The 25,920-nt window shown below is 61.6% G+C and carries 23 protein-coding genes; 13 read left to right on the top strand and 10 right to left on the bottom strand.

Going from position 1 to position 25,920, the window contains the following annotated elements; translation table 11 throughout:
* Positions 1-3: 3 nt before the first annotated feature.
* The gene (pgl, locus tag ACXYMO_RS02035) at positions 4-675 is read right to left on the bottom strand and encodes a 6-phosphogluconolactonase (RefSeq protein ID WP_458876978.1); all 672 of its coding nucleotides are present in this window, start codon (positions 673-675) and stop codon (positions 4-6) included.
* Positions 672-2,138, bottom strand: a complete 1,467-nt coding sequence (gene zwf / locus ACXYMO_RS02040) for a glucose-6-phosphate dehydrogenase (RefSeq protein WP_458876979.1) — start codon at positions 2,136-2,138, stop codon at positions 672-674. Before zwf ends, pgl begins: the two co-directional genes overlap by 4 nt.
* A 194-nt stretch (positions 2,139-2,332) precedes the next feature.
* Between zwf and ACXYMO_RS02045 the strand changes: the two genes are divergently transcribed.
* Positions 2,333-3,286: a radical SAM protein gene (locus tag ACXYMO_RS02045; RefSeq protein ID WP_458876980.1), complete on the top strand. Its 954-nt coding sequence runs from the start codon at positions 2,333-2,335 to the stop codon at positions 3,284-3,286.
* 6 nt (positions 3,287-3,292) lie between these two features.
* Here ACXYMO_RS02045 and ACXYMO_RS02050 read toward each other — a convergent pair whose 3' ends face one another.
* Positions 3,293-3,562, bottom strand: coding sequence for an usg protein (locus tag ACXYMO_RS02050; protein ID WP_458876981.1), 270 nt, complete (start codon positions 3,560-3,562; stop codon positions 3,293-3,295).
* 221 nt (positions 3,563-3,783) lie between these two features.
* Between ACXYMO_RS02050 and gyrA the strand changes: the two genes are divergently transcribed.
* Both gyrA and ACXYMO_RS02060 read left to right on the top strand, forming a co-directional pair.
* Positions 3,784-6,513: a DNA gyrase subunit A gene (gene gyrA / locus ACXYMO_RS02055; RefSeq protein ID WP_458877873.1), complete on the top strand. Its 2,730-nt coding sequence runs from the start codon at positions 3,784-3,786 to the stop codon at positions 6,511-6,513.
* Positions 6,514-6,759: 246 nt separating this feature from the next.
* Positions 6,760-8,784: an amidohydrolase gene (locus ACXYMO_RS02060; RefSeq protein ID WP_458876982.1), complete on the top strand. Its 2,025-nt coding sequence runs from the start codon at positions 6,760-6,762 to the stop codon at positions 8,782-8,784.
* Positions 8,785-9,124: 340 nt separating this feature from the next.
* Here the strand turns inward: ACXYMO_RS02060 and ACXYMO_RS02065 are convergent, their stop codons facing one another.
* The 3 genes from ACXYMO_RS02065 to ACXYMO_RS02075 form a co-directional block, all read right to left on the bottom strand.
* A complete protein-coding gene (locus tag ACXYMO_RS02065) occupies positions 9,125-10,594 on the bottom strand; it encodes a carboxypeptidase M32 (protein WP_458876983.1) in 1,470 nt (489 codons plus the stop codon).
* Positions 10,591-11,745, bottom strand: a complete 1,155-nt coding sequence (ctaA, locus tag ACXYMO_RS02070; RefSeq protein ID WP_458876984.1) for a heme A synthase — start codon at positions 11,743-11,745, stop codon at positions 10,591-10,593. Before ctaA ends, ACXYMO_RS02065 begins: the two co-directional genes overlap by 4 nt.
* A gap of 64 nt (positions 11,746-11,809) precedes the next feature.
* Positions 11,810-12,556: an RNA methyltransferase gene (locus tag ACXYMO_RS02075; protein WP_458876985.1), complete on the bottom strand. Its 747-nt coding sequence runs from the start codon at positions 12,554-12,556 to the stop codon at positions 11,810-11,812.
* A gap of 139 nt (positions 12,557-12,695) precedes the next feature.
* Here ACXYMO_RS02075 and ACXYMO_RS02080 point away from each other — a divergent pair, with 139 nt between their 5' ends.
* Positions 12,696-13,316 (top strand): thiamine phosphate synthase, encoded by a 621-nt coding sequence (locus ACXYMO_RS02080; RefSeq protein WP_458876986.1) that lies wholly within the window; start codon positions 12,696-12,698, stop codon positions 13,314-13,316.
* Here the strand turns inward: ACXYMO_RS02080 and ACXYMO_RS02085 are convergent.
* Positions 13,313-14,461, bottom strand: coding sequence for a HupE/UreJ family protein (locus tag ACXYMO_RS02085; RefSeq protein ID WP_458876987.1), 1,149 nt, complete (start codon positions 14,459-14,461; stop codon positions 13,313-13,315). The genes ACXYMO_RS02080 and ACXYMO_RS02085 overlap by 4 nt on opposite strands.
* Here ACXYMO_RS02085 and ACXYMO_RS02090 point away from each other — a divergent pair.
* From ACXYMO_RS02090 to ACXYMO_RS02105, 4 genes are all read left to right on the top strand, one after another.
* The gene (locus ACXYMO_RS02090; RefSeq protein ID WP_458876988.1) at positions 14,460-15,263 is read left to right on the top strand and encodes a DUF4198 domain-containing protein; all 804 of its coding nucleotides are present in this window, start codon (positions 14,460-14,462) and stop codon (positions 15,261-15,263) included. The two genes, ACXYMO_RS02085 and ACXYMO_RS02090, sit on opposite strands and share 2 nt — an antisense overlap.
* 45 nt (positions 15,264-15,308) lie before the next feature.
* The gene (locus ACXYMO_RS02095; protein ID WP_458876989.1) at positions 15,309-16,202 is read left to right on the top strand and encodes a PfkB family carbohydrate kinase; all 894 of its coding nucleotides are present in this window, start codon (positions 15,309-15,311) and stop codon (positions 16,200-16,202) included.
* Entirely contained in the window at positions 16,199-17,113 is a 915-nt protein-coding gene (locus ACXYMO_RS02100; RefSeq protein WP_458876990.1) for a pseudouridine-5'-phosphate glycosidase, read from the top strand. The genes ACXYMO_RS02095 and ACXYMO_RS02100 overlap by 4 nt, the downstream gene beginning before the upstream one ends.
* 77 nt (positions 17,114-17,190) lie before the next feature.
* The gene (locus ACXYMO_RS02105) at positions 17,191-17,883 is read left to right on the top strand and encodes a DUF502 domain-containing protein (protein WP_458876991.1); all 693 of its coding nucleotides are present in this window, start codon (positions 17,191-17,193) and stop codon (positions 17,881-17,883) included.
* Here ACXYMO_RS02105 and ACXYMO_RS02110 read toward each other — a convergent pair.
* Positions 17,876-18,907, bottom strand: a complete 1,032-nt coding sequence (locus ACXYMO_RS02110) for a patatin-like phospholipase family protein (RefSeq protein WP_458876993.1) — start codon at positions 18,905-18,907, stop codon at positions 17,876-17,878. The genes ACXYMO_RS02105 and ACXYMO_RS02110 overlap by 8 nt on opposite strands.
* 170 nt (positions 18,908-19,077) lie before the next feature.
* Here ACXYMO_RS02110 and ACXYMO_RS02115 point away from each other — a divergent pair, with 170 nt between their 5' ends.
* Positions 19,078-19,644 (top strand): L,D-transpeptidase, encoded by a 567-nt coding sequence (locus ACXYMO_RS02115; RefSeq protein WP_458876994.1) that lies wholly within the window; start codon positions 19,078-19,080, stop codon positions 19,642-19,644.
* Positions 19,645-19,652: 8 nt separating this feature from the next.
* On the opposite strand, the gene ACXYMO_RS02120 is transcribed toward ACXYMO_RS02115, so the two are convergent.
* Positions 19,653-20,426, bottom strand: a complete 774-nt coding sequence (locus ACXYMO_RS02120; protein WP_458876995.1) for a 3-hydroxybutyrate dehydrogenase — start codon at positions 20,424-20,426, stop codon at positions 19,653-19,655.
* Between the two features lie 511 nt (positions 20,427-20,937).
* Here ACXYMO_RS02120 and ACXYMO_RS02125 point away from each other — a divergent pair.
* Positions 20,938-22,656, top strand: coding sequence for an extracellular solute-binding protein (locus ACXYMO_RS02125; protein WP_458876996.1), 1,719 nt, complete (start codon positions 20,938-20,940; stop codon positions 22,654-22,656).
* Between the two features lie 3 nt (positions 22,657-22,659).
* Here ACXYMO_RS02125 and ACXYMO_RS02130 read toward each other — a convergent pair whose 3' ends face one another.
* Positions 22,660-23,283: a helix-turn-helix domain-containing protein gene (locus ACXYMO_RS02130; protein WP_458876997.1), complete on the bottom strand. Its 624-nt coding sequence runs from the start codon at positions 23,281-23,283 to the stop codon at positions 22,660-22,662.
* Between the two features lie 65 nt (positions 23,284-23,348).
* Between ACXYMO_RS02130 and ACXYMO_RS02135 the strand changes: the two genes are divergently transcribed.
* From ACXYMO_RS02135 to ACXYMO_RS02145, 3 genes are read left to right on the top strand one after another with little or no spacing between them, the layout of a single operon-like run.
* Positions 23,349-24,866: a class I adenylate-forming enzyme family protein gene (locus tag ACXYMO_RS02135; protein ID WP_458876998.1), complete on the top strand. Its 1,518-nt coding sequence runs from the start codon at positions 23,349-23,351 to the stop codon at positions 24,864-24,866.
* A complete protein-coding gene (locus tag ACXYMO_RS02140; protein WP_458876999.1) occupies positions 24,863-25,513 on the top strand; it encodes a DsbA family oxidoreductase in 651 nt (216 codons plus the stop codon). Before ACXYMO_RS02135 ends, ACXYMO_RS02140 begins: the two co-directional genes overlap by 4 nt.
* A complete protein-coding gene (locus ACXYMO_RS02145) occupies positions 25,510-25,875 on the top strand; it encodes a potassium channel family protein (protein ID WP_458877000.1) in 366 nt (121 codons plus the stop codon). The genes ACXYMO_RS02140 and ACXYMO_RS02145 overlap by 4 nt, the downstream gene beginning before the upstream one ends.
* The last annotated feature ends 45 nt before the right edge of the window (positions 25,876-25,920 follow it).

Consider the following 25,920-nt stretch of genomic DNA (forward strand, 5'->3'; position numbering starts at 1 on the left):
GAATTACTCCGCCCAATGCACTGTTATTACACTGGAAACAGCTTGAATGGGAGCCTCTTCCGGTGGCAGTGTCATGGCCCGTTCAAAAGCGGCGCGTTTTTCGGCGCCATAGATCACCAGATGCTTGGACAAGGCGCCGTTCAGAACCCAGGCACTCAGGCTCACGCGGGGTTCGGGCTGTGTTTCGGGGTGCAACAGCGACAACACCGGCGCATTCGGCGCCAGCGCGTCGGCCAGACCCGGCGCACCGGGAAACAGCGAGGCCGTGTGCATATCCGCCCCCATGCCCAGAACCAGCACCGAGATCGGCAGGTCCTCGGCGAGCGATTCGGCTAGCTGCGGCACCATCTCCTCAGGGGGGCCGCCATCAGAATAGAGCGGCACAAGTGTTGCCGCCGCCGCCCGGTGCACCATCAGTCGTTGACGAATCTGACGGGCGTTCGACCGCTCGTTCGTCTCGGGAACCCAGCGTTCGTCGGTCGGGACGATCCGCACCCGATCCCAATCCAGTTCGGCGGCGCAGAGCGCGTCAAAGATCGGCCCGGGCGTCGATCCGCCAGGCACCGCAAGCGAGACATGGTCATGCGTCATCAACGCGCCCTTCAACTCGCCCGCGATGATATTGGCCATGTCGATGGCCAGCATGTCACGGTCAGCATATTCCTGAATTCTCATGGGTTTATCCCCCGCCATTCACGGTTGTCGCGCCGCATCAACAGGTCCGCGTCGCCCGGTCCCGCGCTGCCGCTTTCATAGGGTTTTGGCACTTCTCCGCGTGCTGTCCACCCGGCGATGATCGGATCGGTCCAGGCCCAGGCGGCTTCGACCTCGTCGCCGCGCATGAACAGGGTCTGGTTGCCACGGATCACGTCCATGATCAGCCGTTCATAGGCATCGGGCGGGGCGCCGCCTTCGGGGCCCAGGGCCTCGGCGAATGTCATGTCCAGCGGCACGTCGATCAGCCGCATGCCCCCCGGTCCGGGTTCCTTGATCGTCACCTGCAGGGTGATGCCTTCGTTCGGCTGCAGGCGGATCGACAGCACATTGGCGTGCCGCCCCGCATCGGCCCCGAAAATCGAATGGGGCGTGTCCTTGAACATCACGTTGATCACGGAGGAGCGCGCCTTGAGCCGTTTGCCGGTGCGCAGATAGAACGGCGTGCCGGCCCATCGCCAGTTGCTGATATGGGTCTTGAGCGCGATGTAGCTTTCGGTGGTGCTGCGCGGGTGTTCCACCGCCTCGCGATAGCTGGGATGCGCGTCCTCGTCCCCATGCAGCGCATCGTATTGGCCGCGCACGATATGGTGGGGCCGTACGTCATCCAGCGCGCGGATCACTTTCAGCTTTTCGTCGCGCACAGCGTCGGGGTCGAATTTCGCGGGCGGCTCCATCGCGATCAGGCACAGCAGCTGCATCAGGTGGTTCTGCATCATGTCGCGCATTGCCCCCGCACGATCGTAATACTCCCCGCGCCCGCCGACGCCGACGGTTTCGGCCACGGTGATCTGGATATGATCGACATACTGGCTGTTCCAGAGCGGTTCGAACAGCATATTGCCGAACCGGACGGCCATGAGGTTCTGAACCGTTTCCTTGCCCAGATAGTGGTCGATCCGGTAAATCTGACCTTCGTCGAAATGGGCCGCCAGCGTCCTGTTCAGCGCCCGCGCGCTCTCCAGATCGTGGCCAAACGGCTTTTCCACCACGATCCGGGCCTTGTCGCTGGCCATGCCATAGGTGTGGATCCGCTCGGCCAGATCCCCGAACAATCCCGGCCCCACCGAGAAATAGAAGGCGCGCACGCGGTCCTGCGTCATCATCGCGGCCAGTTCCCGCCATCCGTCTTCGCCGCGCGCGTCGGTGGTGACATATTCCAGACGTTTTAGGAAATCGTCCAGCGTCCCATCCTCGCAGGACCGCCCGCCGGAAAATTCGCGAATGGCGTCGGCCGCGAACTGTCGGTATTCCTCGGTGTCGTGGTGCGAGCGTGCCGCGCCAATGATCTTGGCCTCGCCCGGGATTTGCCCCGCGCAATAGCGTCGGAACAGGGCCGGCAGAATTTTCCGGCGGGCCAGATCGCCAGTGCCGCCGAAAATGACCAGATCGAAAGGGTCAACCGGAATGACGCGTGATACCATGATATCCCTGTCCTTTGGGCTGCCATGCTGCCCGATAAATTTGACCGGCTTTTAACAGTCCTGTAAATGTTAGCGCAAACATTATTTCAGAGCGCGCGCGTATCACTTCTGTGTCAAACTCGTCGGGTCGGCCTTTTACTTTAACAAATCCTTAGGCTAGATCAGGGCATCACGCCACCATTTGGGTACTGGAAATGAAAGATATCGCCGCGCAAACCGCAAATTCGGGCAAATTCAAGGATCGGTTTGTTACGGCGGATGGGCAAACGCGGGCGTCAGTGGCGCTCAGCCATCCCGAGACCCTGTGGTTCAATACAGGCACGCTTTGCAACATCACCTGTGCCAATTGCTATATCGAAAGCAGCCCGACCAACGATGCCCTGGTCTATATCACGACGGATGAGGTGCGCGAATATCTCGACCAGATTACGGCACGGAACTGGCCGATCCGGGAAATCGGGTTTACCGGCGGTGAACCCTTCATGAACCCCGACATGATCGACATGGCGCGCTTGGCGCTGGAGCGCGGGTTCGAGGTTCTGATCCTGACCAATGCCATGCAGCCGATGATGCGCAAAAAGATGAAGGCGGGTCTGATCGACCTGCAACAGGCGTTTGGTGACAGGCTCACGCTGCGAATTTCGGTCGATCATTTCGACCCTGCCCGCCATGATGAAGAGCGTGGTGCGGGAAGCTTTGCACGCACCATCGATGGTATGGAATGGCTGCGCGATGCGGGGATCCGCATGGCCGTCGCCGGGCGCACCGTCTGGGCCGAGAGCGAGGCCGAGAGCCGCACGGGGTTTGCCGCGCTATTTGCGCGTCACGGGTTCGACATCGATGCGATGAACCCCGGCGCGACGGTCCTGTTTCCGGAAATGGACGAAAGTGTCGAGGTACCGGAAATCACCACCGCCTGCTGGGGCATCCTGAACAAATCGCCCGATGCGGTGATGTGTTCGTCCTCGCGGATGGTGGTCAAACGCAAGGGCGCGGACCGCCCTGCCGTACTGGCCTGTACCCTGTTGCCCTATGCGCCCGAATTCGAACTGGGTAAAACCCTGGCCGAGGCCGAGCGCGACGTGCAGCTGAACCACCCGCATTGCGCCAAGTTCTGCGTTCTGGGCGGGGCCAGTTGTTCGGCGTGATCGGGCCTAGTGCAGGGTAAATTCACCGACCATGTTCTGCCATTCCCCGGGGGCGATCATCTTGCGATGGGTAAAGCGGACCGAATGCAGCGGTCCTTCGATCTCGCGCCCCCAGAACTCCACGAATTCGAACAGTTTCGGATGATCGGGCGCCAGATCATACTCCTGCCAGACAAAGCTGTTCAGAACGTTCTGGTAATCGGGCATCCGATAGAAGAATTCCGCCGTCGTCAGCCCATATCCTTTCAGCATCAATTCGGTTTCACGCGTATCCATACTCACCTCACGTTTTGCCTGTATGGGTCCATCTTGAAGTGAGATTCTTAAATTACAACAAAAACAGTGTGTTAGCACTTATGCGCCGTGGCTGCTTATCTCATTCCAGTCTGGGCATTGCACCTTATGTGCCGGGTCTGATAAAGTGGGGCCACAACATATAGTTCTCGCACAAAAAACGGGCAGCCCAAGTGAGCGATACGCCAGAACCCCCTGAAAACATGGACGAAACTCCCCCCGAAAAGCCCGCGTACAGCGGTCCTTCGGTGTCCATCGAATCCGAAATGCGCACGTCCTATCTGGACTATGCCATGTCGGTCATCGTCAGCCGGGCCATCCCGGACTTGCGTGACGGTCTGAAACCGGTGCACCGGCGCATCCTGTATGCGATGCACGAAACCGGGAATACGCACGACAAATCCTATCGCAAGTCGGCCCGCCCTGTTGGTGATGTCATGGGTAAATACCACCCGCATGGCGACAGCGCGATCTATGATGCCCTCGTGCGGATGGCACAGGATTTCTCGATGTCGTTGCCGCTGCTTGACGGTCAGGGCAACTTTGGCTCGATGGACGGGGATAACCCGGCGGCCATGCGCTATACCGAGGTGCGGATGGACAAGCCAGCCGCCTATCTGCTGGCCGATATCGACAAGGAAACCGTCGATTTTCAGGATAACTATGATGGCAAGGACCGTGAACCAACGGTTCTGCCAGCCCGTTTTCCCAACATGCTGGTCAATGGCGCGGGCGGCATCGCCGTCGGCATGGCGACCAACATTCCGCCCCATAACCTGGGCGAAGTGGTCGATGCCTGTCTGGCCCTGATCGAAGACCCGGATCTGACCAGCGAACAGCTGATCGAATACGTGCCGGGACCCGATTTTCCGACCGGGGCCCTGATGCTGGGCCGCACCGGGGCGCGCAAGGCCTATCTCGAAGGGCGCGGCAGCGTGATCATCCGCGCAAAAACCCGCGTCGAGGAGATCAGGAAAGACCGTTATGCCATTGTTGTGGATGAGATTCCCTATCAGGTCAACAAGGCGTCGATGATCGAAAAGATCGCCGAGGCCGTGCGCGAAAAACGCATCGAAGGTGTCAGCCACGTTCAGGACGAATCCGACCGCAACGGTGTGCGTGTCGTGGTCGAGTTGAAACGCGACGCTACGGCCGAGGTTGTTCTGAACCAGCTTTACCGCTTCTCGCCGATGCAGACGCATTTCGGCTGTAACATGCTGGCCCTGAACGGCGGCCGCCCCGAACAGCTGACCCTGCGGCGGTTTCTGACCTGTTTCATCGACTTCCGCGAGGATGTCGTGGCGCGGCGCACCGCGTACAACCTGCGCAAGGCCCGCGAACGCAGCCATATCCTGTGCGGTCTGGCCGTCGCCGTCAGCAACGTGGACGAGGTGGTCGCCACCATCCGTTCCAGCGCCGATGCAGCCGAAGCGCGTGAAAAGCTGATGACGCGCCGCTGGCCGGCGAAGGATATCGCCGGCTATATCCAGTTGATCGACGATCCGACCCACCGGATGAACGAGGATGGCACCTATAACCTGTCCGAAACGCAGGCCCGCGCCATTCTGGAACTGCGCCTGCAGCGTCTGACCCAGATCGGGGTGAAAGAAGTCACCGACGAGCTGGAAGAACTGGCTGGTAAGATCAAGGAATACCTGGAAATTCTGGGATCGCGCGAACGCATCATGGGCATCATTGCCGATGAGCTGCGCGAGGTGCGGGAACTGTTCGCCGTGCCGCGCCGGACCGAGATTGTCGACTGGTCGGGCGATATGGAAGACGAGGATCTGATCGAACGCGCCGACATGGTCGTGACGGTCACCTCGGGCGGGTATATCAAACGCACGCCGCTGGCCGATTTCCGGGCACAGCGACGCGGCGGCAAGGGTCTCGCCGGGATGCAGACCAAGGAAGAGGACGTGGTGACCACGCTCTTTGTGGCCAATACGCATACCCAGCTGCTGTTCTTCACGACCGAGGGCATGGTCTACAAGCTCAAGACGTGGCGCCTGCCCCAAGGCGGACGCACGTCCAAGGGCAAGGCCGTGGTCAACATCCTGCCGATCCCGCCGGGGGTCTCGGTGGCCGCGATCATGCCGGTCGACGTGCCCGAGGAAGAATGGGAAAACCTGCAGATCGTGTTTGCCACCAGCGCGGGCGACGTGCGCCGCAATGCGCTGAGCGACTTCACCAACGTCAAGCGCAACGGCAAGATCGCCATGAAACTGCCCGAGGGGGTGGAGCTGGTGAATGCGCGGATCGCATCTGAAGACGACGACATGATGCTGTTCACCAATTCGGGTCGGGCGATCCGGTTCCCGACGACGGATGTGCGCGTGTTCAAGGGCCGCGACAGCACCGGCGTCCGGGGCATCCGCCTCAGCGGCAAGGATCGCGTCGTGTCGATGTCCGTGATCAGCCATTTTGAGGCCACGGCGGACGAACGCTCGGCCTATCTCAAGATGCGCCGTGCGGTTGCCGGGCTGGCCGACGATGCCGAGGTGGATGTCGCCGAAGACTATGGTGCAAGCGCAATGGCCACGATCAGCCAGGAACGCTATGCGGAAATGTCCGCCGCTGAAAACCTGATCCTGACCATCACGGCCGGTGGGTCGGGCAAGCTGAGCTCCAGCCACGATTACCCGGTCCGCGGACGCGGCGGCATGGGGGTTGCGGCGATGGACAAGGCGATGCGCGGTGGTGATATTGTCGCGTCCTTCCCGGTCGAGATGGATGACCAGATCATGCTTGCCACGTCCAAGGGGCAGTCGATCCGGGTCCCGGTCGAGGGTATCTCGTTCCGCTCGCGCAGCGCCGGTGGGGTCAAGGTGTTCGACACGTCAAAGGGCGAAGAGGTCGTCAGCGTAGCCTGGATCGCGGATCAGAGCGATGCCGAAGGTGACGAAGAGGCAGGCGGCGGCGAAGAGGCCTGAATCGCCCTGTAAGGTCAAACGGTAAAGGCCGCGCCGGTTCTGGCGCGGCCTTTACCGTATGTAGCAGACCGATTGGTTGCGCGGCCCGGTGCGAGTGGGTTTCTTACGAACATCGTTCTCGCAAAATTCCGCGTGGGCGTTGTGATCTTGGATGTCCGCTATGCGGACAAAGCCGACCTTGGCCTGTGCGAGGTCAATGACCGCTTTCTTTGAGCTGCATACACAGATTTTGCATCGCTGCCACAGATGCATCGCACAGCATTTTTTGATGACCGCAAGGCGGTCGAAACAGACATGTCCCCATTATCGCTAAAAAAAAGTGTATCGACCTCACCGTATACATACAGCAGGATGGGCGATGACAATAAAATAAGTTGCGAAGTTTTGCTTGAGTTCAAAGTCGAATCTAAGGGAGCCGTCGAAATGAAAAAACACGTGTATGGTTGTGCTTGTTGCAGCGCAGACTTCGGACAGTTGTTCCGTTCGAATGCTAAGGTCAGCGAACTCAAGGAAAAGAGCGCCGAGGGCAATGGTTGGTCCTGCAATTGGGGTCTCAACCTGGGCAGCCTCGGACGCCGCGACTTCCTGAAAGGCGGGGCGGCAACAGCGGGCCTCGCAGCCATGCTGCCAACAAACGCGAAGGCTCAGTCCGACACAACGATAGTCTTCACCGGGGGCACTGTCCTGACCGTCGACAATGACTTTTCCGAAGCCGAAGCGATCGCCATTCGTGGCAACCGAATTCTTTCTGTCGGCACAGATGGTGAGGTCCGTGCCACCGCAGGCAAAGACGCGTTCGTGGTGGATCTTGCTGGAAAGACCGTGCTGCCGGGTTTCATCGACGCGCATACCCACGTGATTGCCGGTTCTGTTGTCGATGCAGTCATGGACTACGTCGGCATGGCAAAATATTCCACTGTGGCAGAAGTGCTGGAGCATATCGCCGGGCGCGCGGCCGAAACGCCCGCTGGCGAATGGCTCGTGTTTCGGAACTTCGACCCGGCAGTGCAAGAAGGCCTGGACGAACTGACCTTTGCGGACCTCGACCCGATCTCAACCGATCATCCGATCTTCGTCTTCAATGCGTCCGGGCATCTGGCTTATGCCAACTCCAAGGCCTTTGAGGTCGCAGGCGTGCCCGACGATGTGGAGAACCCTCCGGGCGCTGAATTTGTACGGGATGACGAAAATAACCTGACTGGCGTTATGAAGAACAACGTGGCCTTCCTGCAGGTTCTCGGGGCCTATCCCGCGCTTGGTACGACGGAACCGGTGGATGCCGTGGTGGGCCTGTTGTCGAAGTGGAGCCAGCATGGCCTGACAACGGTCAGCGAGTTGAGCTTGGGCGGCCTGTCGCAATCACCTGCAGATACGGAGGTGATGCTGGGCGCGGCGGCATCCGGGCGTCTTCCGGCGCGCATCCGCGCCTATCCTTTCTACACCATAGGTGCGGAAGCGTGGGATGCGGCAAGCGTCGGCCCCGGCACAGGCAACGCAATCGGCCGCATTGCAGGATATAAGCTGGTTGCGGACGGCTCGAACCAAGGCTTCACCGGCCTGCAACGTGAGCCCTACATCGACTCCGACAATTACGGCCTTGCTTACACACCGCGTGAGGAGCTCATTGATATTGCCGTCGATCGGGCGAGCAAAGGCTGGCAACTCGCAATACACGGCAATGGGGATGCGGCCATCGACAACGTGCTCGACGCCTGCGAGGCGGTGCGCGACGCAGGCATCGACATGTCTCAGGTCCGCGCGCGGATCGAGCATTGCTCGATCCTGCATGATGACCAGATTGCGCGCATGAAGGAGTTGGGCGTCTCGGCCAGCTTCCTCATCGGCCATGTGCATTACTGGGGCGTGGCCATGCGCGATGAGGTTTTCGGCGAGGAAAAAGCCCAGCTTCTCGACCGCTGCAAGAGCGTCGAGGACGCGGGCGTGGGCTTTACACTGCACTCGGACTTTATGGTGACTGATCCGGTGCCACTGCACATGATCGAAATGGCGGTAACTCGAAAGACTTGGAAGGAGCCTGATTACGTGCTGGCCCCGCAAGAACGGATATCGGTAGAGACGGCGATCCGCGCGGTGACATCTGAGGCCGCATGGCAGCTGTTCTCTGATCACGAGGTCGGCACCCTGGAACCGGGCAAGTTTGCAGATATGGTAATCCTCGATCAGGACCCGCGTTCTGTCGATCCGGACGCGCTGAAGGAAATAAAAGTGCTCGAGACTTGGATGGACGGTCGGCAAGTATACAAGGCCTGAAGCGTGAGGGGCATGTCGCAAATTTGTTGCAACATGCCGCCATTTCACGCAAGGCTCGGAGCGGTCATGAAATTCGTACAGTCCGAATTTCTGGGCTGAAACCCTGCTTTCAGGATATTCGTTGTTTCATTTCGGGCAGGCGGAGAACGCCCGGAAAGCGCGCTCATGATGAACAGATGCAAGAGGTTGTCTCGGCGTGGGAGCACATCAAGCAAAGCCGGTTCTTCAAAGACTGATTTCGCCTGCTATGCGGACCAATGCTGTCATTGGTAGCGATTGCAACATCAGACACTTTGGGCTCAAAACGGCCATTACGGAGTGTCCGATCCTGCCTGCCCCCTCACAGTCCGTAAAGCGCGCTGAACTTCCTTTCGAGATACCCCAGCAGCGGATCGACCGAGACCGGTTCGCCGCAGGCCTGTTCGATGGTTTCGCGCGGTTCGCGTAGTCCGCCATGCTGTTGCAGGTTGGCGCGCAGCCAGCCGGTTGCGCCAAAGGTGTCTCCGGCGGCCAGTTGGTTGTCGAGCCCCGGCACGGCGCGGCGCAGCGCCTCGTAGAGACAGCCGGCATAGACATTGCCCAGCGAATAGGTCGGGAAATAGCCAAACAGACCGACCGACCAATGCACGTCCTGCATGCAGCCGTTCGACGGCTTGTCTACATCGTACCCGAAATCGGTTTTGAACCGGTCGTTCCATGCCGCGTTCAGGTCACCCGGCTGCAGGTCATCGGCCATCATGGCGCGTTCCAGATCGAACCGCAGCATGATATGCAGGTTGTATTGCACCTCGTCCGCCTCGGTCCGGATATAGCCGCGGTTCACACGGTTCACCGCGCCATAGAACGTGTCGGCATCGGCAATCCCGAAATCGCCGTAGAGATAGCGCATTTCCTCGAACAGCCATCCGGTGAAGGCGCGGCTGCGGCCCAACTGATTTTCGTAGATGCGGCTTTGGCTTTCGTGCACGCCCATGGAGGCGCCCTGCCCCAACGGGGTCAGCGCATAGTCGGGGCTGATCCCCTGTTCATAGGCGGCGTGGCCGACCTCGTGGATGGTGGAATAGATACAGTTGAACGGATCCTCGGGGTTGGTGCGCGTGGTGATGCGCACGTCCGATCCGCTGCCCGAACTGAACGGGTGCACGGCCTTGTCCACGCGGCCCCGGTTCAGGTCATAGCCAAAGGTCTGGGCCAGTTTGCGCGCCAGACGCATCTGGTTGATTTCGTCATAGGTGCCGGTCAGGCCTTGGGGCGCGGGTTTGTCCAGGATGGCGGCGCGCAGCGCCACCAGGCGCGGGCGCATGGCGTCGAACAGAGCGGCGATTTCGGCCCCGGTGATGCCGGGTTCGTAATCCTCGAGCATGGCGTCATAGACATCGCCTCCGGCGGCCAGCGCGGCCCCCTCTTCGCGCTTCAGGGCGACAACCTCGGCCAGGACCGGTTCAAAGGCCGTGATGTCTTCATCCGCGCGGGCGGCGGCCCATTTTCCCTGCGCCTCGGACGTGACCCGGGCAATGCGCTTGGCCAGGTCGGCGGGCACCTTGTTGGCCCGCTCATAGGCGCGACGAATCTCGCGCAGCTGGGCGGTGCCTGCGGCATCGGGCGCAACGGCCTGGTCCAGCCAGTCACCCACCTGTGGGGCGGACCGGCGGGCGTGCAGGACAGATTCCATCGCGGCCATTTCCGCGCCGCGCTGTTGTGCGGCGCCACGGGGCATCATGGTTTCCTGATCCCAGCCAAGGCGTCCGGCAATCTGCCCCAGTGCGGATGTTTCCCGCTGATAGGCCATCAATTCGTCAAATGCGGTCATGCCGCGCCCCTCCTGACAGATGTGGCTGCCGGATAGGCGGCCATGAAACGGGCCCGCAGGATCAGCACCCACAGACCAACGGCAAGCAACTGGTGCACGATGGCGATGTGCACCGGCGCGCCATAAAGAACGGTGAAGATACCCAGCACCACCTGCAAGGCCAGCGCGGCAAACATGGCGTTGAAGGCAAAGACCGTGTTCGGGTGCGCGCTGCGCCGTCCGCGCAGCCAGACGACGACCCCGAACGCGAACAAAAGGTATCCGGTGACGCGGTGGATGAACTGTACCAGGCCGGGGTTTTCAAACAAGTTGCGCCAGGCCGGTTCGATCATGAACGGATCGGGCGGCAGGATTTGCCCGCCCATCAGCGGCCAGTCGGTATAGCTGCGCCCGGCGTCAATGCCCGCGACCAAGGCGCCGATCAGGATCTGCAGAAAGGCAAAGTGCAACAGCCCGGTGCCCATGCCGAACAGTTTGTCCTCGCGCGTGCGGCGGGCCTGCATCAGGTCGCGTTCCTCGCGCCCCAGCAGGAATACGTACCAGGCGATGAACCCGAGGATGACAAAGGCCAGTCCCAGATGGGTGGCAAGCCGGTAACTGGCGACGCTGGTCATGCCCTCGCCCTGTGTCACGCCCGAGGCGACCATCCACCAGCCAATCGCGCCCTGCACGCCGCCGAGCACCCCAAGAAGAAGCAGCCGCCCGGTCCAGCCGGTGGGGATTTGGCGCGCCGCCAGAAAGCCGAAGAACCCGATCGCCCAGACAAGGCCGATGACCCGGCCCAGTTGGCGGTGACCCCATTCCCACCAGTAGATGGATTTGAAATCGTCCAGCTCCATCCAGCGGTTGGCGATCTGGAACTGGTCGATCTGTTTGTACTTGTCGAATTCCGACTGCCAGTCGGCCTCGTTCATCGGCGGGAGTGCGCCGGTGATGGGGCGCCATTCGGTGATCGACAGGCCCGAATCCGTCAATCGGGTCAGGCCGCCGACAAAGATCATCGCGACCACAAGCGCAAAGAGAAGAAACAGCCACAGCCGGATGCCGCGCCGCGCGCCACCCCTGCCCTTGTCGATCAGGCCGGGTTGCACCGCTGCCTGCTGTGGGCTGTCGTCGCTGACCTCTTCGAAAATGCTGCGTTTTCCGCTCATGCCTGCCTCTTGTCCGGTTGTTCGATGCAAACCTAGGTCTGTGCCCGCGCGGCGTCCAGCGCGATCAGTCGTCGCGTTCCTTCCAGCGGACCATCTGCCGCAGAATACCATGCAACATGCGCACGTCGGCCTGCGTCAGTGGCAGGCGCGACCACAGGTTGCGCAGGTTGGTTTTCATGCTGTCGGCCTTGTCGGGCGGAAAAAAGAACCCCGCCTGATCCAGCCGTGTTTCATAGTGATCGGCCAGCGCGTCCATTTCGACCCCCGTGGCCCAGTCGGTTTTGCCAAGCGGGATCGTCTCATGCTGGATGTCGGCCGCTGCGCGCATCCATTCATAGCTGTTCAGAAGAACACATTGGCCGAGGTTGAGCGAGGCGAACTCCGGGTTCACGGGCACCGAGATGATCGCATTGGCGCGCGCGATTTCCTCGTTCTCAAGACCGGCGCGTTCGGGGCCGAACAGTACGGCCACCTTTTCCCCGGCGGTGATTTTCTCGGCCGCCATCTGCATCGCCTTTTCGGGGCTCAACACCGGTTTTGTCAGGCCCCGGGGCCGTGCGGTGGTGGCCAGCACATAGGTGCAGTCACTGACTGCGTCGGCCAGGGTCTCGCTCAGCATCGCTTCGTCCAGCAGGCGGCCCGCGCCGCTGGCCATGACGGTGGCCTTTTCGTTGGGCCAGCCGTCGCGCGGATTGACGATGCGCATCCGGTCGAGCCCGAAATTCCACATCGCGCGCGCAGCGGCGCCGATGTTTTCCCCCATCTGGGGACGGACCAGCACAAAGGCCGGTTGAGGTTGATCACTTGGCATGCTGCCCCCGAAAATTCGCTTTCGTCTAGTCCACCGGACCGGACAGGGCAAGAAGCCTGCACAGAAATGCGGGTAAAAGCGTTTTCAACGGCGAGGCAATTGGGTAGATGAGCGGGACGTCAGTGCAAGGACAGCCAAAATGACCAGCCCCGAGCAGCCCCAGATTTACCTGATCACGCCGCCCAGCTTTGAGCTGAGCCGCTTTCCCGATCAATTGGCCCGCATTCTGGACGGGGCCGAGATTGCCTGTGTCCGCATGGCGCTGGTCAGCCAGGACGAGGATGACCTGTCGCGCGCGGGTGATGCCCTGCGCGAGGTGGCCCATGCGCGCGATGTGGCGCTGGTGCTGACGGATCACGTGTTGCTGGCACAGCGTTTGGGGTTGGATGGGGTGCACCTGAGTGATGCGGCGCGCTCGGTCCGCTCTGCGCGCAAGACATTGGGACCGGATGCGATCGTGGGCAGTTTCTGCGGCACCTCGCGTCATGACGGGATCAGCGCGGGCGAAGCCGGCGCCGATTACGTCAGCTTTGGCCCTGTCGGAGAAAGCGTGTTGAACGATGGCAGCCGGGCCGAACCGGAGCTGTTTCAGTGGTGGTCGGAAATGATTGAGGTTCCGGTCGTCGCCGAGGGCGCACTCAGCCTTGAGGATATCCGCGCGATCGCGCCCTTTACCGACTTTTTCGGCATCGGGACCGAAATCTGGGAGACCGAAGACCCGCTGGCCACGCTGAACGACATGATCGCGGCGATGGGTTAAAGGAACACCCGTTCCACGAACCAATAACCGCCGATCAGCGCAATCACGACCGAGGCCGGAACCGCGATGGCGCGGCGGTACCAGGGTTTGCTGCGAAAACACAGGCCGACAGCCAGAAAGGCCAGCGCGATCACGGTCAGCTGGCCGATTTCCACGCCGACGTTGAACCCCAGCAGCGCCGGGATGAACTGATCCTGTGGTAGGCCGAATTCGCCCAGCACGCTGGCAAACCCCAGACCGTGCAGCAGGCCAAAGCCGAATATCACCACCGGGCGCCAGCGGTGCAACGTGCTGGTCAGGATGTTTTCCACCGCGACATAGGTGATCGAGGCGGCAATCAGCGGCTCGACGATGCTGGCCGGAACCGAAACCCACCCCAGCGCCCCAAGGGCAAGGGTGATGGTATGGGCGAGCGTAAAGGCGCTGACTTGCCAGAGCAGCGGGCGCAGGTGTGTGCTGAGGAAAAACAGGCCCAGAACGAACAGGATGTGATCTAGCCCCTTGGGAAGGATGTGGTCAAACCCGACGGGAATATAGCTGCCAAACGCCTGCCAGCCGGTCTGTGCACCGCCGCCGGCCAATGTGATCGGCTCGCTGGTGCTGCCGCCTTCGATATAGCCGGTATAGGGGTCATCGACGCCCTGTTGACGCAGCACCAGATCGCCCGCGCCATCGGGCCAGGTCAGGGTGAGCAACGGGGTCCCCGGCGGCACCTGACCCACCAGAACCAGATGGCTTGCGCGGGGAAGGTCGGCATCGCCAACGGGGGGAATGGTCAACTCCCGAACCTCCAGCGCCACTTGTCCGCCGACATCGACGATCAGCTCGGGCAGCCAGCGGTGCGCAAAATCCCGCCCCAGCGGAATCAGGTCCTTGGGCGCCATTGCGCGAAGGGCATCGTAGCGGTCGGATTTGTCCGACGCGTTGGTGTCGGTCATACCATCCAGGTCAATCCCGGCAACAAAGGATTCGATGTTGAGCCGCAGATCAAGCGTCAGAAGGTCATTTTCAACCTTCAGATCACCAATCGTCGGGGTAACCTCATGCGCGCGGACCTGAGGCGATGCGGTCAGAACGCCAAGGGTTGACAGGAACGCGATAAAGACCAGCTTTACGAAAATCACGCTGAAAGGTTTGCCGATCATGTTGCCCCGTTCCTTTCTGGCCGCTCTGGCGGCATCGATTTTGGCCGCGGGTTCCGTGGCCTCCCATGAGTTTTGGATCGAACCTGTTGAATTTCAAGTTGAAAGCGCCGCGCCTTTGGTCGCGGACCTGCGTAACGGGCAGGAATTTCGCGGATCTGCCCTGGCCTATTTCGATAAACGCACAGCGCGATTTGACCTTGTGATCGGCGGGCAGACGCGCCCGGTCGAGGGACGGATGGGCGATATCCCGGCCTTGCAGGGCACGGCGGGCGATACGGGCCTTGTGGTGATCGTGCATGAAACCTCGCCCTCGACCCTGAAATACACCAAGTGGGAAAAATTCGTCGCCTTTGCCGAACACAAGGATTTTCCCGATATCGAGGCGCGGCACAAGGCGCGCGGCCTGCCCGACACCGGCTTTACGGAAACCTATCGCCGCTTTGCCAAGGCGCTGGTGGCCGTTGGGGACGGTCAAGGCGCGGATGCGGTGACCGGGATGGAGACCGAATTCGTCGCCGTGACCAACCCCTACACCGACGATCTGGGCGATGGGGCCGTGTTCGATCTCTATTATCAGGATGACTTGCGCGGCGATGCGCAGGTCGAAGTCTTTGACCGGGCCCCCGATGGCACTGTGGCGATCACGCTCTTGCGCACGGATGCAAACGGTCGGGTCCGCGTTCCGGTGATGGCGGGGCACGATTATCTGCTGGATGCAGTGGTGCTGCGCCCTGCCCCCGCGGAGGCGCCCGAGGTGTGGGAAACCCTGTGGGCGGCGATGACGTTTTCAGTGCCTGGCTAGCGGCGCCGCTTGCGCCGGGGCGGGATTGTCGGCACAAGTCGATCCATGAGTGAACGTTCAGAAATCCTGTGTGTCGGCAGCGTCTTGTGGGACGTGATCGGGCGATCGGCCAGCCATATGCGGCAGGGATCTGACGTGCCGGGGCGGATCACGCGCCTGCCCGGCGGTGTGGCGATGAACATTGCAGTGACGCTGGCCCGGTTCGGGCTTCGCCCGACATTGCTGAGCGCGGTGGGCCGCGATGCCGAAGGCGATGAACTGGTGCATGCCTGCCTGCACCTGGGGCTGGACACCGATCACATCTATCGGTCGCAGGACCTGCCAACCGACCGCTACATGGCCGTCGAAGGGGCCAACGGGCTGATTGCTGCAATTGCCGATGCCCATTCGCTTGAGGCGGCGGGCGACAAAATCCTGCGCCCCCTGACACAGGGCCCGTTGGGAACGCCGGATGCACCGTTTACCGGGTGTGTGGCGCTGGACGGAAACCTGACCCAACCCCTGTTGGAAACCATCGCCCAAAGCCCGGCCTTTGCGCGGGCCGACCTGCGGGTCGCGCCAGCCTCGCCCGGCAAAGCGACGCGGTTGCTGCCGTTTCTCACGCATGGGCGCGCAACGCTCTATGTGAACCTCGAAGAGGCCGGGCTGTTGTGCCAGGCCGAGTTTGCGGACACCGCCGAGGCGGGTCAGGCGCTTGTGTCTCGGGGCGCGCAGCGGGCACTGGTGACGGATGGTGGGCGCGCGGCGACCGAGGCCAGCGCAGACGGGATCGTCACGCAGGAACCGCCACAGGTTCTGGTCACGCGGGTGACCGGGGCGGGCGACACGTTCATGGCCGCGCATATTGCGGCGGAACTTGATGGCGCGGGGCGCGTTGATGCCTTGGGCCGCGCGCTGGGTGCCGCCGCGCGTTATGTGTCCGGGGAGACAGCTTTGTGATTGACTTGACCTTTTCCGGCGAAGTCGCCGACGCTCGCGCCAGTGGCCAGCCCATTGTCGCGCTGGAAAGCACGATTATCACCCATGGGATGCCGCATCCGCAGAACGTGCAGGTGGCCGCCCAGGTCGAGGACGATATTCGCGCGGCGGGTGCCGTGCCTGCCACGATTGCGGTTCTTGAGGGTCAATTGCACGTCGGCCTTGAGACGGAGCAACTGGAACAGTTGGGCCAGTCGCGCAATGTCGCGAAACTGTCGCGGGCGGATCTGGCGGCCTGTATCGCCACGGGCGGAACCGGGGCCACCACGGTCGCGGCCACGATGATCGCCGCCCGACTTGCCGGCATCGGCGTTTTTGCCACCGGCGGGATTGGCGGGGTGCATCGCGGCGCCGAGCAGAGTTTCGACATTTCTGCAGACCTGCAGGAACTGGCGCAGACGCCGGTGACGGTGGTCGCCGCCGGGGCCAAGGCCATTCTGGACATCGCCAAGACGCTTGAAGTTCTGGAAACGCTGGGCGTGCCGGTCATTGCCTTTGGTCAGGACGATATCCCGGCCTTCTGGTCGGCCGGGTCCGGCTTCAAGGCTCCGCTGCGCATGGACAGCCCCGGCGACATAGCGCGCGCGCACCACCTGCGCGGGCAAATGAACATTCCCGGCGGGCAACTGGTCGCCAACCCGATCCCGTCCGGGGATGAAATCCCGGCGGCGACCCTCGCCCCGATCATTGAGGCCGCCCAGAAGGATGCGGACAAGCACCGGATCACCGGCAAGGCGGTGACGCCATACCTGTTGCAGCGGATTTTCGAGGAAACCGGGGGCCGGTCCCTGACCGCGAATATCGCGCTGGTGCGCAACAATGCCCGGCTGGCGGCGCGCATCGCCCATGCATTGACCAATTTGGCGCAATGAGTGTCTTGCAATCAGCCAATACCATTGTAGGGGGGGAACAAAGTGCCTAACTTGTTTTCGGAATTGACGGAATTGTGATGAACACCCCATTCGAGGAAGAGCCGAACCGGCGCTCGGGACGTTTTGCAGGGCTGCGGGCCTCGTTTCTGACGGGGCTTGTGGTCATCGCGCCCGTGGGCCTGACCATCTGGTTGATCTGGACCGTTATCGGCTGGATCGACGGCGTCGTGCTGCCGTTCGTGCCCAGCACCTTCCGCCCCGAGAAATACATCGGGATCAACCTGCGTGGCGTGGGTGTGATCATCTTTCTGGTCTTCACCATCCTGGTCGGCTGGGTCGCCAAGGGGCTGATCGGCCGGTCGCTGATCCGCTATGGCGAAAGCCTGGTCAACCGTATGCCGGTCGTGCGGTCGGTCTATTCCGGGATCAAGCAGATTTCCGAGACGGTGTTCGCACAATCCGAACGGTCTTTTGAGAAGGCCTGTCTGATCCAGTATCCGCGCAAAGGCATCTGGGCCATCGGCTTTGTCTCGACCACCGCCAAGGGCGAAGTGTCCAAGCGGGCCGAAACCGGCGGCCGATTGATGAGCGTGTTCGTCCCGACCACGCCGAACCCGACCTCGGGGTTTTTGCTGTTCTTTCCGGCCGAAGACATCATCGAACTTGATATGAGCGTCGAGGAAGCAGCCAAGCTGGTGATTTCCGCCGGGCTTGTCTATCCCAACGGTAAGGACCCGACGCAGCCACCCGAAGAAGCGGCCTCTAGCTGAAGGTCGCTTCCAGATCGACGGTGCTGTTCTGGTTCAGATCTGATTTGTGGTCGCTCAGGAACTGATGCGCCGCGGCGCGCCCGGCCTCTTTCAGACGGTTCAGGACAATGGCATTCGGCACCATCTTGGTGGCGACGGATAGATCGTTCATCAACACGTCATCGGCGATCATGTGGACCAGCACTTGTTTCATCTGGCCCTGTTCCATTTTCCCGGTCTCAAGCAGGCGTTGCACAAAGGCGATGGCCCGCAATTCGCGAAACAGAGATGAATTGAAGCTGATTTCGTTGATCCGGTTCTGAATTTGCTGGGCGGTGATCGGAACGGCGTCGCGTTCCAGCGGGTTGATGTTGATGATCACGATATCGTCAGGCAATTCCGGCGCGAACAGCGGAAACAGCGCCGGGTTGCCGGTGTACCCGCCGTCCCAATAGGGTTCGCGCCGTCCGGTCACCGGATCGTCTATTTCAACCGCCTTGAACAGCGTCGGCAGACAGGCCGAAGCGAGAATGGCATCGGTACTGATTTCCTCGCCCGAAAATACCCGGATCTTGCCGGTGCGCACGCGGGTGGCACAGATGAAAAGCTCGGGTCCGTCATGGGCGCAGACCTTGTCGAAATCGAACTCTTCGACCACCCGGCGCAGCGGGTTGGTGTAAAACGGCCCATAGCTGTAGGGCGAGATCAGCCGCGCCCAGGCGTCGGCCCAGGCGAACCCCGGCGAATATTCGATGCTGCGCGCCACATGCGCCGGGTCGATCCCGACCATCCAGCCGCTGAGACCCATCCCGTCGGAGGCCCCGATCCGCGCCCAGAGCCAGTCGAGATTGTCGCGCGCGCCCTGGCGCCCGCCAGTAATCATCCCGGCCTTGAGCGCGGCCCCGTTCAGCGCCCCGGCCGAGGTGCCGGACATGGCTGAGATTTCGATCTCGTCGTCTTCGAGGATGCGGTCGAGCACACCCCAGGTAAAGGCGCCATGCGCGCCCCCGCCCTGAAGTGCCAGATTGATCCGTTTCACGGGCATGCCGGCTCCTGTTCTGTGGTTTGGATGGGCGGCCGTGAATTTCTGCCGCAGTTTTGGGCAATATGGTGCTGCTGTCGTCGGGTTACATGCCAAATCTCGGATATGTTACTTTCCAACGGAACCGAGTCTGATAAGCGTTCGAAAAAACGAACCCAGACAGAGGCCGATCGATGCAAAACCTGACCCGCCGCCGTATTCTGACACTGACCGCCGCGCAGCTTGCGGTTCTTCCCGCCGCATCTGTTCTGGCGGCCGAGGCGGAACGCCCCGACGGCGTGCGCCACAACATTTCGTCCTTTGTGGCACAAGACTGGCGCGATCATTTCGACGATCTGGGCAAAGGCACGATCGTGGCCGACACGACATCGCGCGCCCTGCACTACTGGAACGCGGATGGCAGCGACTACCGGATTTATCCGACCTCGGTCCCGATCAGCGATGAGCTGACCAAACGTGGCTATACCAAGATCGTGCGCAAAAAGGTCGGCCCCGACTGGACCCCGACCCCGTCGATGGTCGAGCGTAATCCCGACCTGAAATACATGCCCCCCGGTCCGGGCAACCCGCTGGGCACCCATGCGATGTACCTGGGCTGGCCCGCCTATCTGATCCACGGCACGCACGATACGCGCAAGATCGGGCGCCGGTCCTCGGACGGGTGTATTGGGCTCTACAATCACCTGATCGCCGAACTGTTCGAAATCACACCGGTTGGCACGCAGGTGCGCATTCTCTGATCCGCGCCTTACAGGGCAGTCCAGCCGCCATCGACACTGATCGTGGTTCCGGTGATCTGGGCCGCGGCCTCGGAACACAGGAAAACGACCGTGCCGCCCAGTTGCTCGACAGTGGCGAACTCCTTTGAGGGCTGACGTTCGAGCATGACCTTCTTGATCACGTCTTCGCGGCTCATGTCGTATTTTTCCATAGTGTCGGGGATTTGCGCCTCGACCAGGGGCGTCAGAACGTAGCCCGGGCAGATGGCGTTGGCAGTGATCGGTTCCTGCGCGGTTTCCAGGGCGACGGTCTTGGTCATGCCGACGATTCCGTGCTTGGCCGCGACATAGGCCGATTTATAGGGCGACGCCGTCAGACCATGGGCCGAGGCGATGTTGACCACCCTGCCCCAACCGGCCTTGCGCATGACCGGCAGCGCGGCGGCGGTGGTGTGAAAGGCCGAGTTCAGGTTGATGGCGATGATCGCGTCCCATTTTTCGACCGGAAATTCGTCGATCGGGGCAACATGCTGGATCCCGGCGTTGTTGACGAGGATGTCGCATTTGCCGGCCTTTTCGATCAGGGCGCGGCAGTCGTCGCCCTTGGACATGTCAGCCTGGATGTAGCGGGCGGTCACACCGGTTTCCTTGGCGATTTCGGCGGCAAGGTCGTGGTCTTCGGCATTGTCCGTGAACGAGTTCAGAACCACATCCGCCCCGGCGCGGGCCAGTTCCCAGGCGACCCCCAGGCCGATGCCTGAATTCGATCCGGTGATGATGGCGGTTTTTCCTGATACGGACATGGTGCACCTCGTGTTGATTGATCTGCGGGCAACCTGACATGCTGCACCTGCAAAGAAAACGGGAAATCGGGCTGCCTCCCGGATTGTGAACGCCCGACACCGGTATGAGTTCCGTTATCTGACCCGCGCCGCCCTGCGACCTTTTGACGATACCCGCGCAGACCGGATTTGGCGGTCGTCTCTGGACGGCGTGTCATGCTACTGCGCAGGTGCGGCGCAAAAAAAAACGCCCGCGCAAGGCGGGCGTAAAGTTATTGAGGCAGGTTTCATACAGGCAAGAAACCTATCGAGCAGTGATCCCTTTATAAGCAATTCCTGTCAGGCATCCAAGCTAAAAGTTTGAAAAGACGTGAATCCCTCGTTAGCGTGATCGCCAAGAATAAAAGGCCAGAGCGGGATTGTTGCCAAAGTGGGTTCAGTATTTTTCCAACGCGCTTGCGCGCTGATAGCCGGATTCGCGGCTGTTTTTTGTGCCGATTTCGCGGCTGCGGAATCACGCCATGGCATAGCTATGTATGGCGACCCGGCCCTGCCACCGGATTTTGTGTCCCTGCCCTACGCCAACCCCGACGCCCCCAAGGGCGGGCGCATCGTGTTCGGCAACACCGGGGGGTTTGATTCCCTCAATCCATTCGTCACCAAAGGCACCGTTCCCTGGCAGATGCGGTTCTGGGGATACGAGTCCCTGATGGGGCGTTCCTGGGACGAACCTTTCACGCTTTACGGTCTTTTGGCCGAATCGGTCGAGACGGCGCCGGACCGGTCCTGGGTGGAATTCACCCTGCGCCCCGAGGCGCGGTTTTCCGACGGCAGCCCGGTCACGATCGAGGATGTGCTCTGGTCTTACGAGACCCTGGGCACCGAGGGTCACCTGCGCTATCGCGGGTTCTGGAGCAAGGTCAGCGACATACGCGCCACCGGGCCGCGCAGCGTGCGGTTGGATTTTGTCGGCAATGACCGGGAACTGGCCCTTATTGCCGGGCTGCGTCCGATCCTGAAAAAAGCGCAATGGGACGGCAAGGATTTTGCCAGTTCCGGGCTGGACGCGGCGCCCATCGGCACCGGCCCTTATGTCGTGGATGATTTCGAGGCCGGACGCCATGTCGTATTCCGGCGCAACCCGGACTATTGGGCCAAGGATCTGCCGCTGCGCCGGGGCACCAACAATTTCGATGAAATGCGGGTAGAGTTCTTTGCCGACGGAACTGTCCTGTTCGAGGCGTTCAAGGCGGGTCTTCTGACCGCGATGCGTGAAAACAACGCCGACAAGTGGGATACCCAGTATGATTTTCCCGCCGTGACGCGCGGCGATGTGATCAAGTCCGAGGTCGAGCACCAGCGCCCCACGGGCATGACCGGGTTCGTGATGAACAGCCGCCGTGCCCTGTTTCAGGATTGGCGCGTGCGCGAGGCGATGTTGCTGGCGTTCAACTTTGAATATGTGAACGACACGCTGACGGGGGGCGCGCAACCGCGCATTGCCTCGTATTTCGATAATTCGTTCCTGGGCATGCAGCCCGGCCCGGCAACGGGCCAGGTGCGCGCCCTGCTGGAACCGTTTGCGGATCAGCTGCTGCCAGGCGCGCTCGATGGCTATGCCCTGCCGGTTTCGGATGGCACCGCGCGCAACCGCAAGAACCTGCGCCGGGCCGCAGGGTTGCTTGCCGATGCCGGATGGAGCGTGGTTGACGGTGTCCTGCGCAACGGCGATGGCCAGCCCTTCGTTCTGACAGTGGTTCTGCGCCAGGGGGACAAGGACAGCCAGAGCATCATCGAGATGTACACCCGCGCGCTTGAGCGGTTGGGGATCGAGGTCCGCGTCGACCGGGTGGACAATGCCCAATATGCCGCGCGCGAGGCCGAGCAGGATTTCGACATGACCAGTTTCCGGCGCGATCTGTCCCTGTCACCGGGAAATGAACAGCGACTGTACTGGGGCAGCGGCGGTGTCGGTGTCCCCGGCACCCGCAACCTGATGGGGATGGCGTCGCCCGCGGCGGATGCGATGATCGACGCCATGTTGGAGTCGAAAACGCGCGAAGATTTCATTGCCGCGACTCGTGCGCTGGACCGGGTTCTGATCACCGGGCGATATGTCATTCCGCTGTGGCAGTATGACGTGGACCGCATCGCGCATCTCAAAGAACTGAAGTTTCCGCAAGCCACGCCGATGTATGGTGACCGTTTGGGGTTCTTGCCGGATGTCTGGTGGTATGAGAGCGGCGACTGACCGTCAGTTGAGCGATGTGACCCAGAGGATCGTTGCATCCTCTTCGCTGATCGAAATCACGTTATGCCCCATGGCCGCGTCGTAATAGGCGCTGTCGCCCCGGCGCATTTCCACGGGTTCGTAGAATTCGGTAAAAAGCTTCACCACCCCGGTCAGCACATAGAGAAACTCTTCGCCGTCGTGGCGCACCCAGCCGTCGAATTCCTCCATCGAGCGGGCGCGCACGCGCGCACGATAAGGCAGCATCTGTTTCTTGGTCAGGGTTTCGCCCAAAAGCGTGTGTTCATAGGTCGCCGTGGCCAGCGGTGCGCCGTCATCGGCGCGGGTCACGGCCATGCGGCCGTTGACCTGATCGCGCTGGGGCTGGGTGAACAGCTGAGGCACTGAAATCTGCAAGCCTGTGGCCAGCTTTTTCAGCGCGTCATAGGTGGGCGACATCTGACCGTTTTCGATCTTGGACAGGGTTGAGCGCGCCAATCCTGCCTTGTTGGCGGCCTGTTCCAGCGTCCAGTCACGTTCCTTACGCAGTTCGCGCACGCGGGCGCCCAAATCGAGCGGTTCAAGTTCGGATTCGACACCCGAATTATGGGCGATCCGGATCAGGTTTTTGGGGTCGCGCGTTGTCATGCGAAACCTATAAGCGTCGCCCGACCTGCTTGCAACGTCTGTCCCGTCAGGCTAGCCAACGGGCCATGTTGTCGATTTTTGATCAGGGCCCGCCGCCGCCCTGCCCCGCCCCGTTTAATCTGGCCGCCCATGTGTTGGGACGGGCCGACGCGTTGGCCGATAAAACGGCTCTTTCCGTGCTGATCCTCGGGGCGCCCGAGGACTGGACCTATGGGGCGCTGGCCGCGGCGGTGCGCGGCACCGGGACCGGATTGCTTGAGGCGGGTATCAAGCCGGGCGAAACGGTCCTGATGCGGCTGGGGAACACGGTTGATTTCCCGATTGCGTACCTTGGGGCGATTGCTGCCGGGATTGTCCCGGTGCCGACATCCTCGCAGCTGACCGAGCGGGAAACCCAAACCATGATCGACGATCTGTCCCCCGCCGCCGTGCTGCGGGATCCGGGCGTGGAGTGCGCGCCGCATGATCGCCAGATCGGTCTGGAAGAGCTGCGCGCCATGCGCGATTTGCCGCCCTGCGCCTATGACCTAGGCGATCCTGACCGGCTGGCCTATGTGGTCTATACCTCTGGCACCTCGGGCAAACCGCGGGCCGTGGGCCACGCCCATCGCGCCATCTGGGCGCGCCAGATGATGTTCGACGGCTGGTATGGGCTGCGCGAGGATGACCGGCTGTTGCACGCGGGGGCGTTCAACTGGACTTATACGCTGGGCACCGGGTTGATGGATCCCTGGACCATGGGGGCGACGGCGCTGATCCCGGAGCCGGGCACCGATCCGGCCGAATTGCCAGCGCTGCTCAGGGCGCGCAGCGCCACGATTTTCGCCGCAGCCCCGGGGGTTTATCGCAAAGTCCTGCAGCATCACGGTGTACTGGAATTGCCGAAACTGCGCCACGGGCTGTGTGCGGGCGAAAAATTGTCCCGCGATCTGCACGGGGCTTGGCGCGCGGCAAGCGGCACGGAACTCTATGAAGCATACGGGATGTCGGAATGTTCGACGTTCATTTCCTCCAGCCCGGCCAATCCGGCGCGGGGCGATGCGCTGGGGGCCCCGCAGAAGGGCCGCAAGATCGCCATTCTGGGCGCCGATGGCCCTGTGCCGCAGGGTGAGGAAGGCACGATTGCCGTGCACCGCAGCGATCCGGGGCTGATGCTGGGCTATCTCAACGCGCCCGAAGAAACCGAGGCGCGGATGCAGGGCGACTGGTTCGTCACAGGCGACCAAGGTGCCATGGCGGTAGATGGGCAGATCACCTATCTCGGACGCAACGACGACATGATGAACGCCGGCGGATATCGCGTTTCGCCTCTTGAGGTCGAGGCGGCGCTGAGCGATCACCCGGGGATCGAGATGGTCGGGGCCGCAGATGTCGAAATCAAGGCCGATGCCCGCATCATTGTGGCCTTTTACACCGGGCCTGCAAAACTGGACGATGTGGAACTGACGTCTTATGTGGATAAAAGGCTGGCGCGCTATAAACAACCGCGCGCCTTTGTGCATCTGCCCGCCTTGCCGACAGGTGCAAATGGTAAACTGCTTCGGCGTGCGCTGAGAGCTTATTTTGGAGAGCAACGCCCATGACCGAGAAAACCGTATCTCTGGACATCCTGTCGGATCCGATCTGCCCGTGGTGCTACATCGGCAAAACGCAGCTGGACAAGGCGCTGGCCGAGGTGCCGTCGCACCCGTTTGTCATCCAGTGGCACCCGTTTCAGCTGAATCCGGACATGCCCGCAGGTGGCATGGACCGACGTGCCTATCTTGAGGCCAAATTCGGCGGCAAGGAGGGCGCGGTCAAGGCCTATGCCCCGGTGGTCGAACATGCGGCGGCCCTGGGTTTGCAGATCAATTTCGAGGCGATGGAACGCACCCCCAACACGCTGGATGCGCATCGCCTGATCCATTGGGCCGGGATTGAACGCAAACAGTATGACGTGGTGGATGCCCTGTTCCACGCCTATTTCGTCGAGGCGCGCGATATCGGCGATCACGAGGTTCTGGGTGACATCGCCGATGGCGTCGGTATGGATGCGTCGGTCGTGCTGCGCCTGCTGGGATCGGATGCGGACCGCGACGATATCATCGCGCGCGACAAAAAGGCCCGCGAGATGGGGGTAACCTCGGTCCCGACATTCATCGTGGCGGGCAAACATGCAGTGCCCGGCGCGCAGCCGCCCGAATTGTGGAAAAAGGTCATCGCCGAACTGCAGGAGCAGGTCGGGGCGTGAGGCAATTCAAGGCACATACCGTCATCATCAGCCTGATGGGCATCGTCTTCGGCGGGACGGTCTTTTTCCGTCTGGTCGAAGGGTGGAGCTGGCTGGATTCCTATTTCTTCACCGTGGTGACGATCTCGACCGTTGGATATGGATCGCTGGTGCCTGCCACCGCCCTGGGCAAGATCGGGACAACGGCGTTCATCTTTGTCGGTCTGGGAATTTTCGCTGTCGCGATCCAGCAATTTGCGCTCTATCACATGCAAAAGCGCGAAGAGCATACCGAATGGCTGATCGGACGGCTGGGCAACAAGAAGGGCGCCGATCAGATGGATGCCGCTAATGAGGATGACCGCCCCCGCGAGGAGGCCTGAGTTCTCCGGGCCAGGTCCTCTGGCATCACGTTGAGAGCTATGGTA

It is taken from the genome of Arenibacterium sp. CAU 1754, assembly GCF_054482635.1.

What these genes read in the sequence shown, in the direction of transcription:
- zwf (WP_458876979.1), bottom strand. Translation starts at nt 2,138, where the DNA reads ATGGTATCACGCGTCATTCCGGTTGACCCTTTCGATCTGGTCATTTTC.
- ctaA (WP_458876984.1), bottom strand. Translation starts at nt 11,745, where the DNA reads ATGAGCGGAAAACGCAGCATTTTCGAAGAGGTCAGCGACGACAGCCCA.
- ACXYMO_RS02130 (WP_458876997.1), bottom strand. Translation starts at nt 23,283, where the DNA reads ATGACAACGCGCGACCCCAAAAACCTGATCCGGATCGCCCATAATTCG.
- ACXYMO_RS02125 (WP_458876996.1), top strand. Translation starts at nt 20,938, where the DNA reads ATGTATGGCGACCCGGCCCTGCCACCGGATTTTGTGTCCCTGCCCTAC.
- ACXYMO_RS02090 (WP_458876988.1), top strand. Translation starts at nt 14,460, where the DNA reads ATGTTGCCCCGTTCCTTTCTGGCCGCTCTGGCGGCATCGATTTTGGCC.
- ACXYMO_RS02065 (WP_458876983.1), bottom strand. Translation starts at nt 10,594, where the DNA reads ATGACCGCATTTGACGAATTGATGGCCTATCAGCGGGAAACATCCGCA.
- ACXYMO_RS02085 (WP_458876987.1), bottom strand. Translation starts at nt 14,461, where the DNA reads ATGATCGGCAAACCTTTCAGCGTGATTTTCGTAAAGCTGGTCTTTATC.
- pgl (WP_458876978.1), bottom strand. Translation starts at nt 675, where the DNA reads ATGAGAATTCAGGAATATGCTGACCGTGACATGCTGGCCATCGACATG.
- ACXYMO_RS02045 (WP_458876980.1), top strand. Translation starts at nt 2,333, where the DNA reads ATGAAAGATATCGCCGCGCAAACCGCAAATTCGGGCAAATTCAAGGAT.
- ACXYMO_RS02105 (WP_458876991.1), top strand. Translation starts at nt 17,191, where the DNA reads ATGAACACCCCATTCGAGGAAGAGCCGAACCGGCGCTCGGGACGTTTT.
- ACXYMO_RS02120 (WP_458876995.1), bottom strand. Translation starts at nt 20,426, where the DNA reads ATGTCCGTATCAGGAAAAACCGCCATCATCACCGGATCGAATTCAGGC.
- ACXYMO_RS02080 (WP_458876986.1), top strand. Translation starts at nt 12,696, where the DNA reads ATGACCAGCCCCGAGCAGCCCCAGATTTACCTGATCACGCCGCCCAGC.
- ACXYMO_RS02050 (WP_458876981.1), bottom strand. Translation starts at nt 3,562, where the DNA reads ATGGATACGCGTGAAACCGAATTGATGCTGAAAGGATATGGGCTGACG.
- ACXYMO_RS02115 (WP_458876994.1), top strand. Translation starts at nt 19,078, where the DNA reads ATGCAAAACCTGACCCGCCGCCGTATTCTGACACTGACCGCCGCGCAG.
- ACXYMO_RS02140 (WP_458876999.1), top strand. Translation starts at nt 24,863, where the DNA reads ATGACCGAGAAAACCGTATCTCTGGACATCCTGTCGGATCCGATCTGC.
- ACXYMO_RS02095 (WP_458876989.1), top strand. Translation starts at nt 15,309, where the DNA reads ATGAGTGAACGTTCAGAAATCCTGTGTGTCGGCAGCGTCTTGTGGGAC.
- ACXYMO_RS02110 (WP_458876993.1), bottom strand. Translation starts at nt 18,907, where the DNA reads ATGCCCGTGAAACGGATCAATCTGGCACTTCAGGGCGGGGGCGCGCAT.
- ACXYMO_RS02075 (WP_458876985.1), bottom strand. Translation starts at nt 12,556, where the DNA reads ATGCCAAGTGATCAACCTCAACCGGCCTTTGTGCTGGTCCGTCCCCAG.
- ACXYMO_RS02135 (WP_458876998.1), top strand. Translation starts at nt 23,349, where the DNA reads ATGTTGTCGATTTTTGATCAGGGCCCGCCGCCGCCCTGCCCCGCCCCG.
- ACXYMO_RS02060 (WP_458876982.1), top strand. Translation starts at nt 6,760, where the DNA reads ATGCATCGCACAGCATTTTTTGATGACCGCAAGGCGGTCGAAACAGAC.
- gyrA (WP_458877873.1), top strand. Translation starts at nt 3,784, where the DNA reads ATGGACGAAACTCCCCCCGAAAAGCCCGCGTACAGCGGTCCTTCGGTG.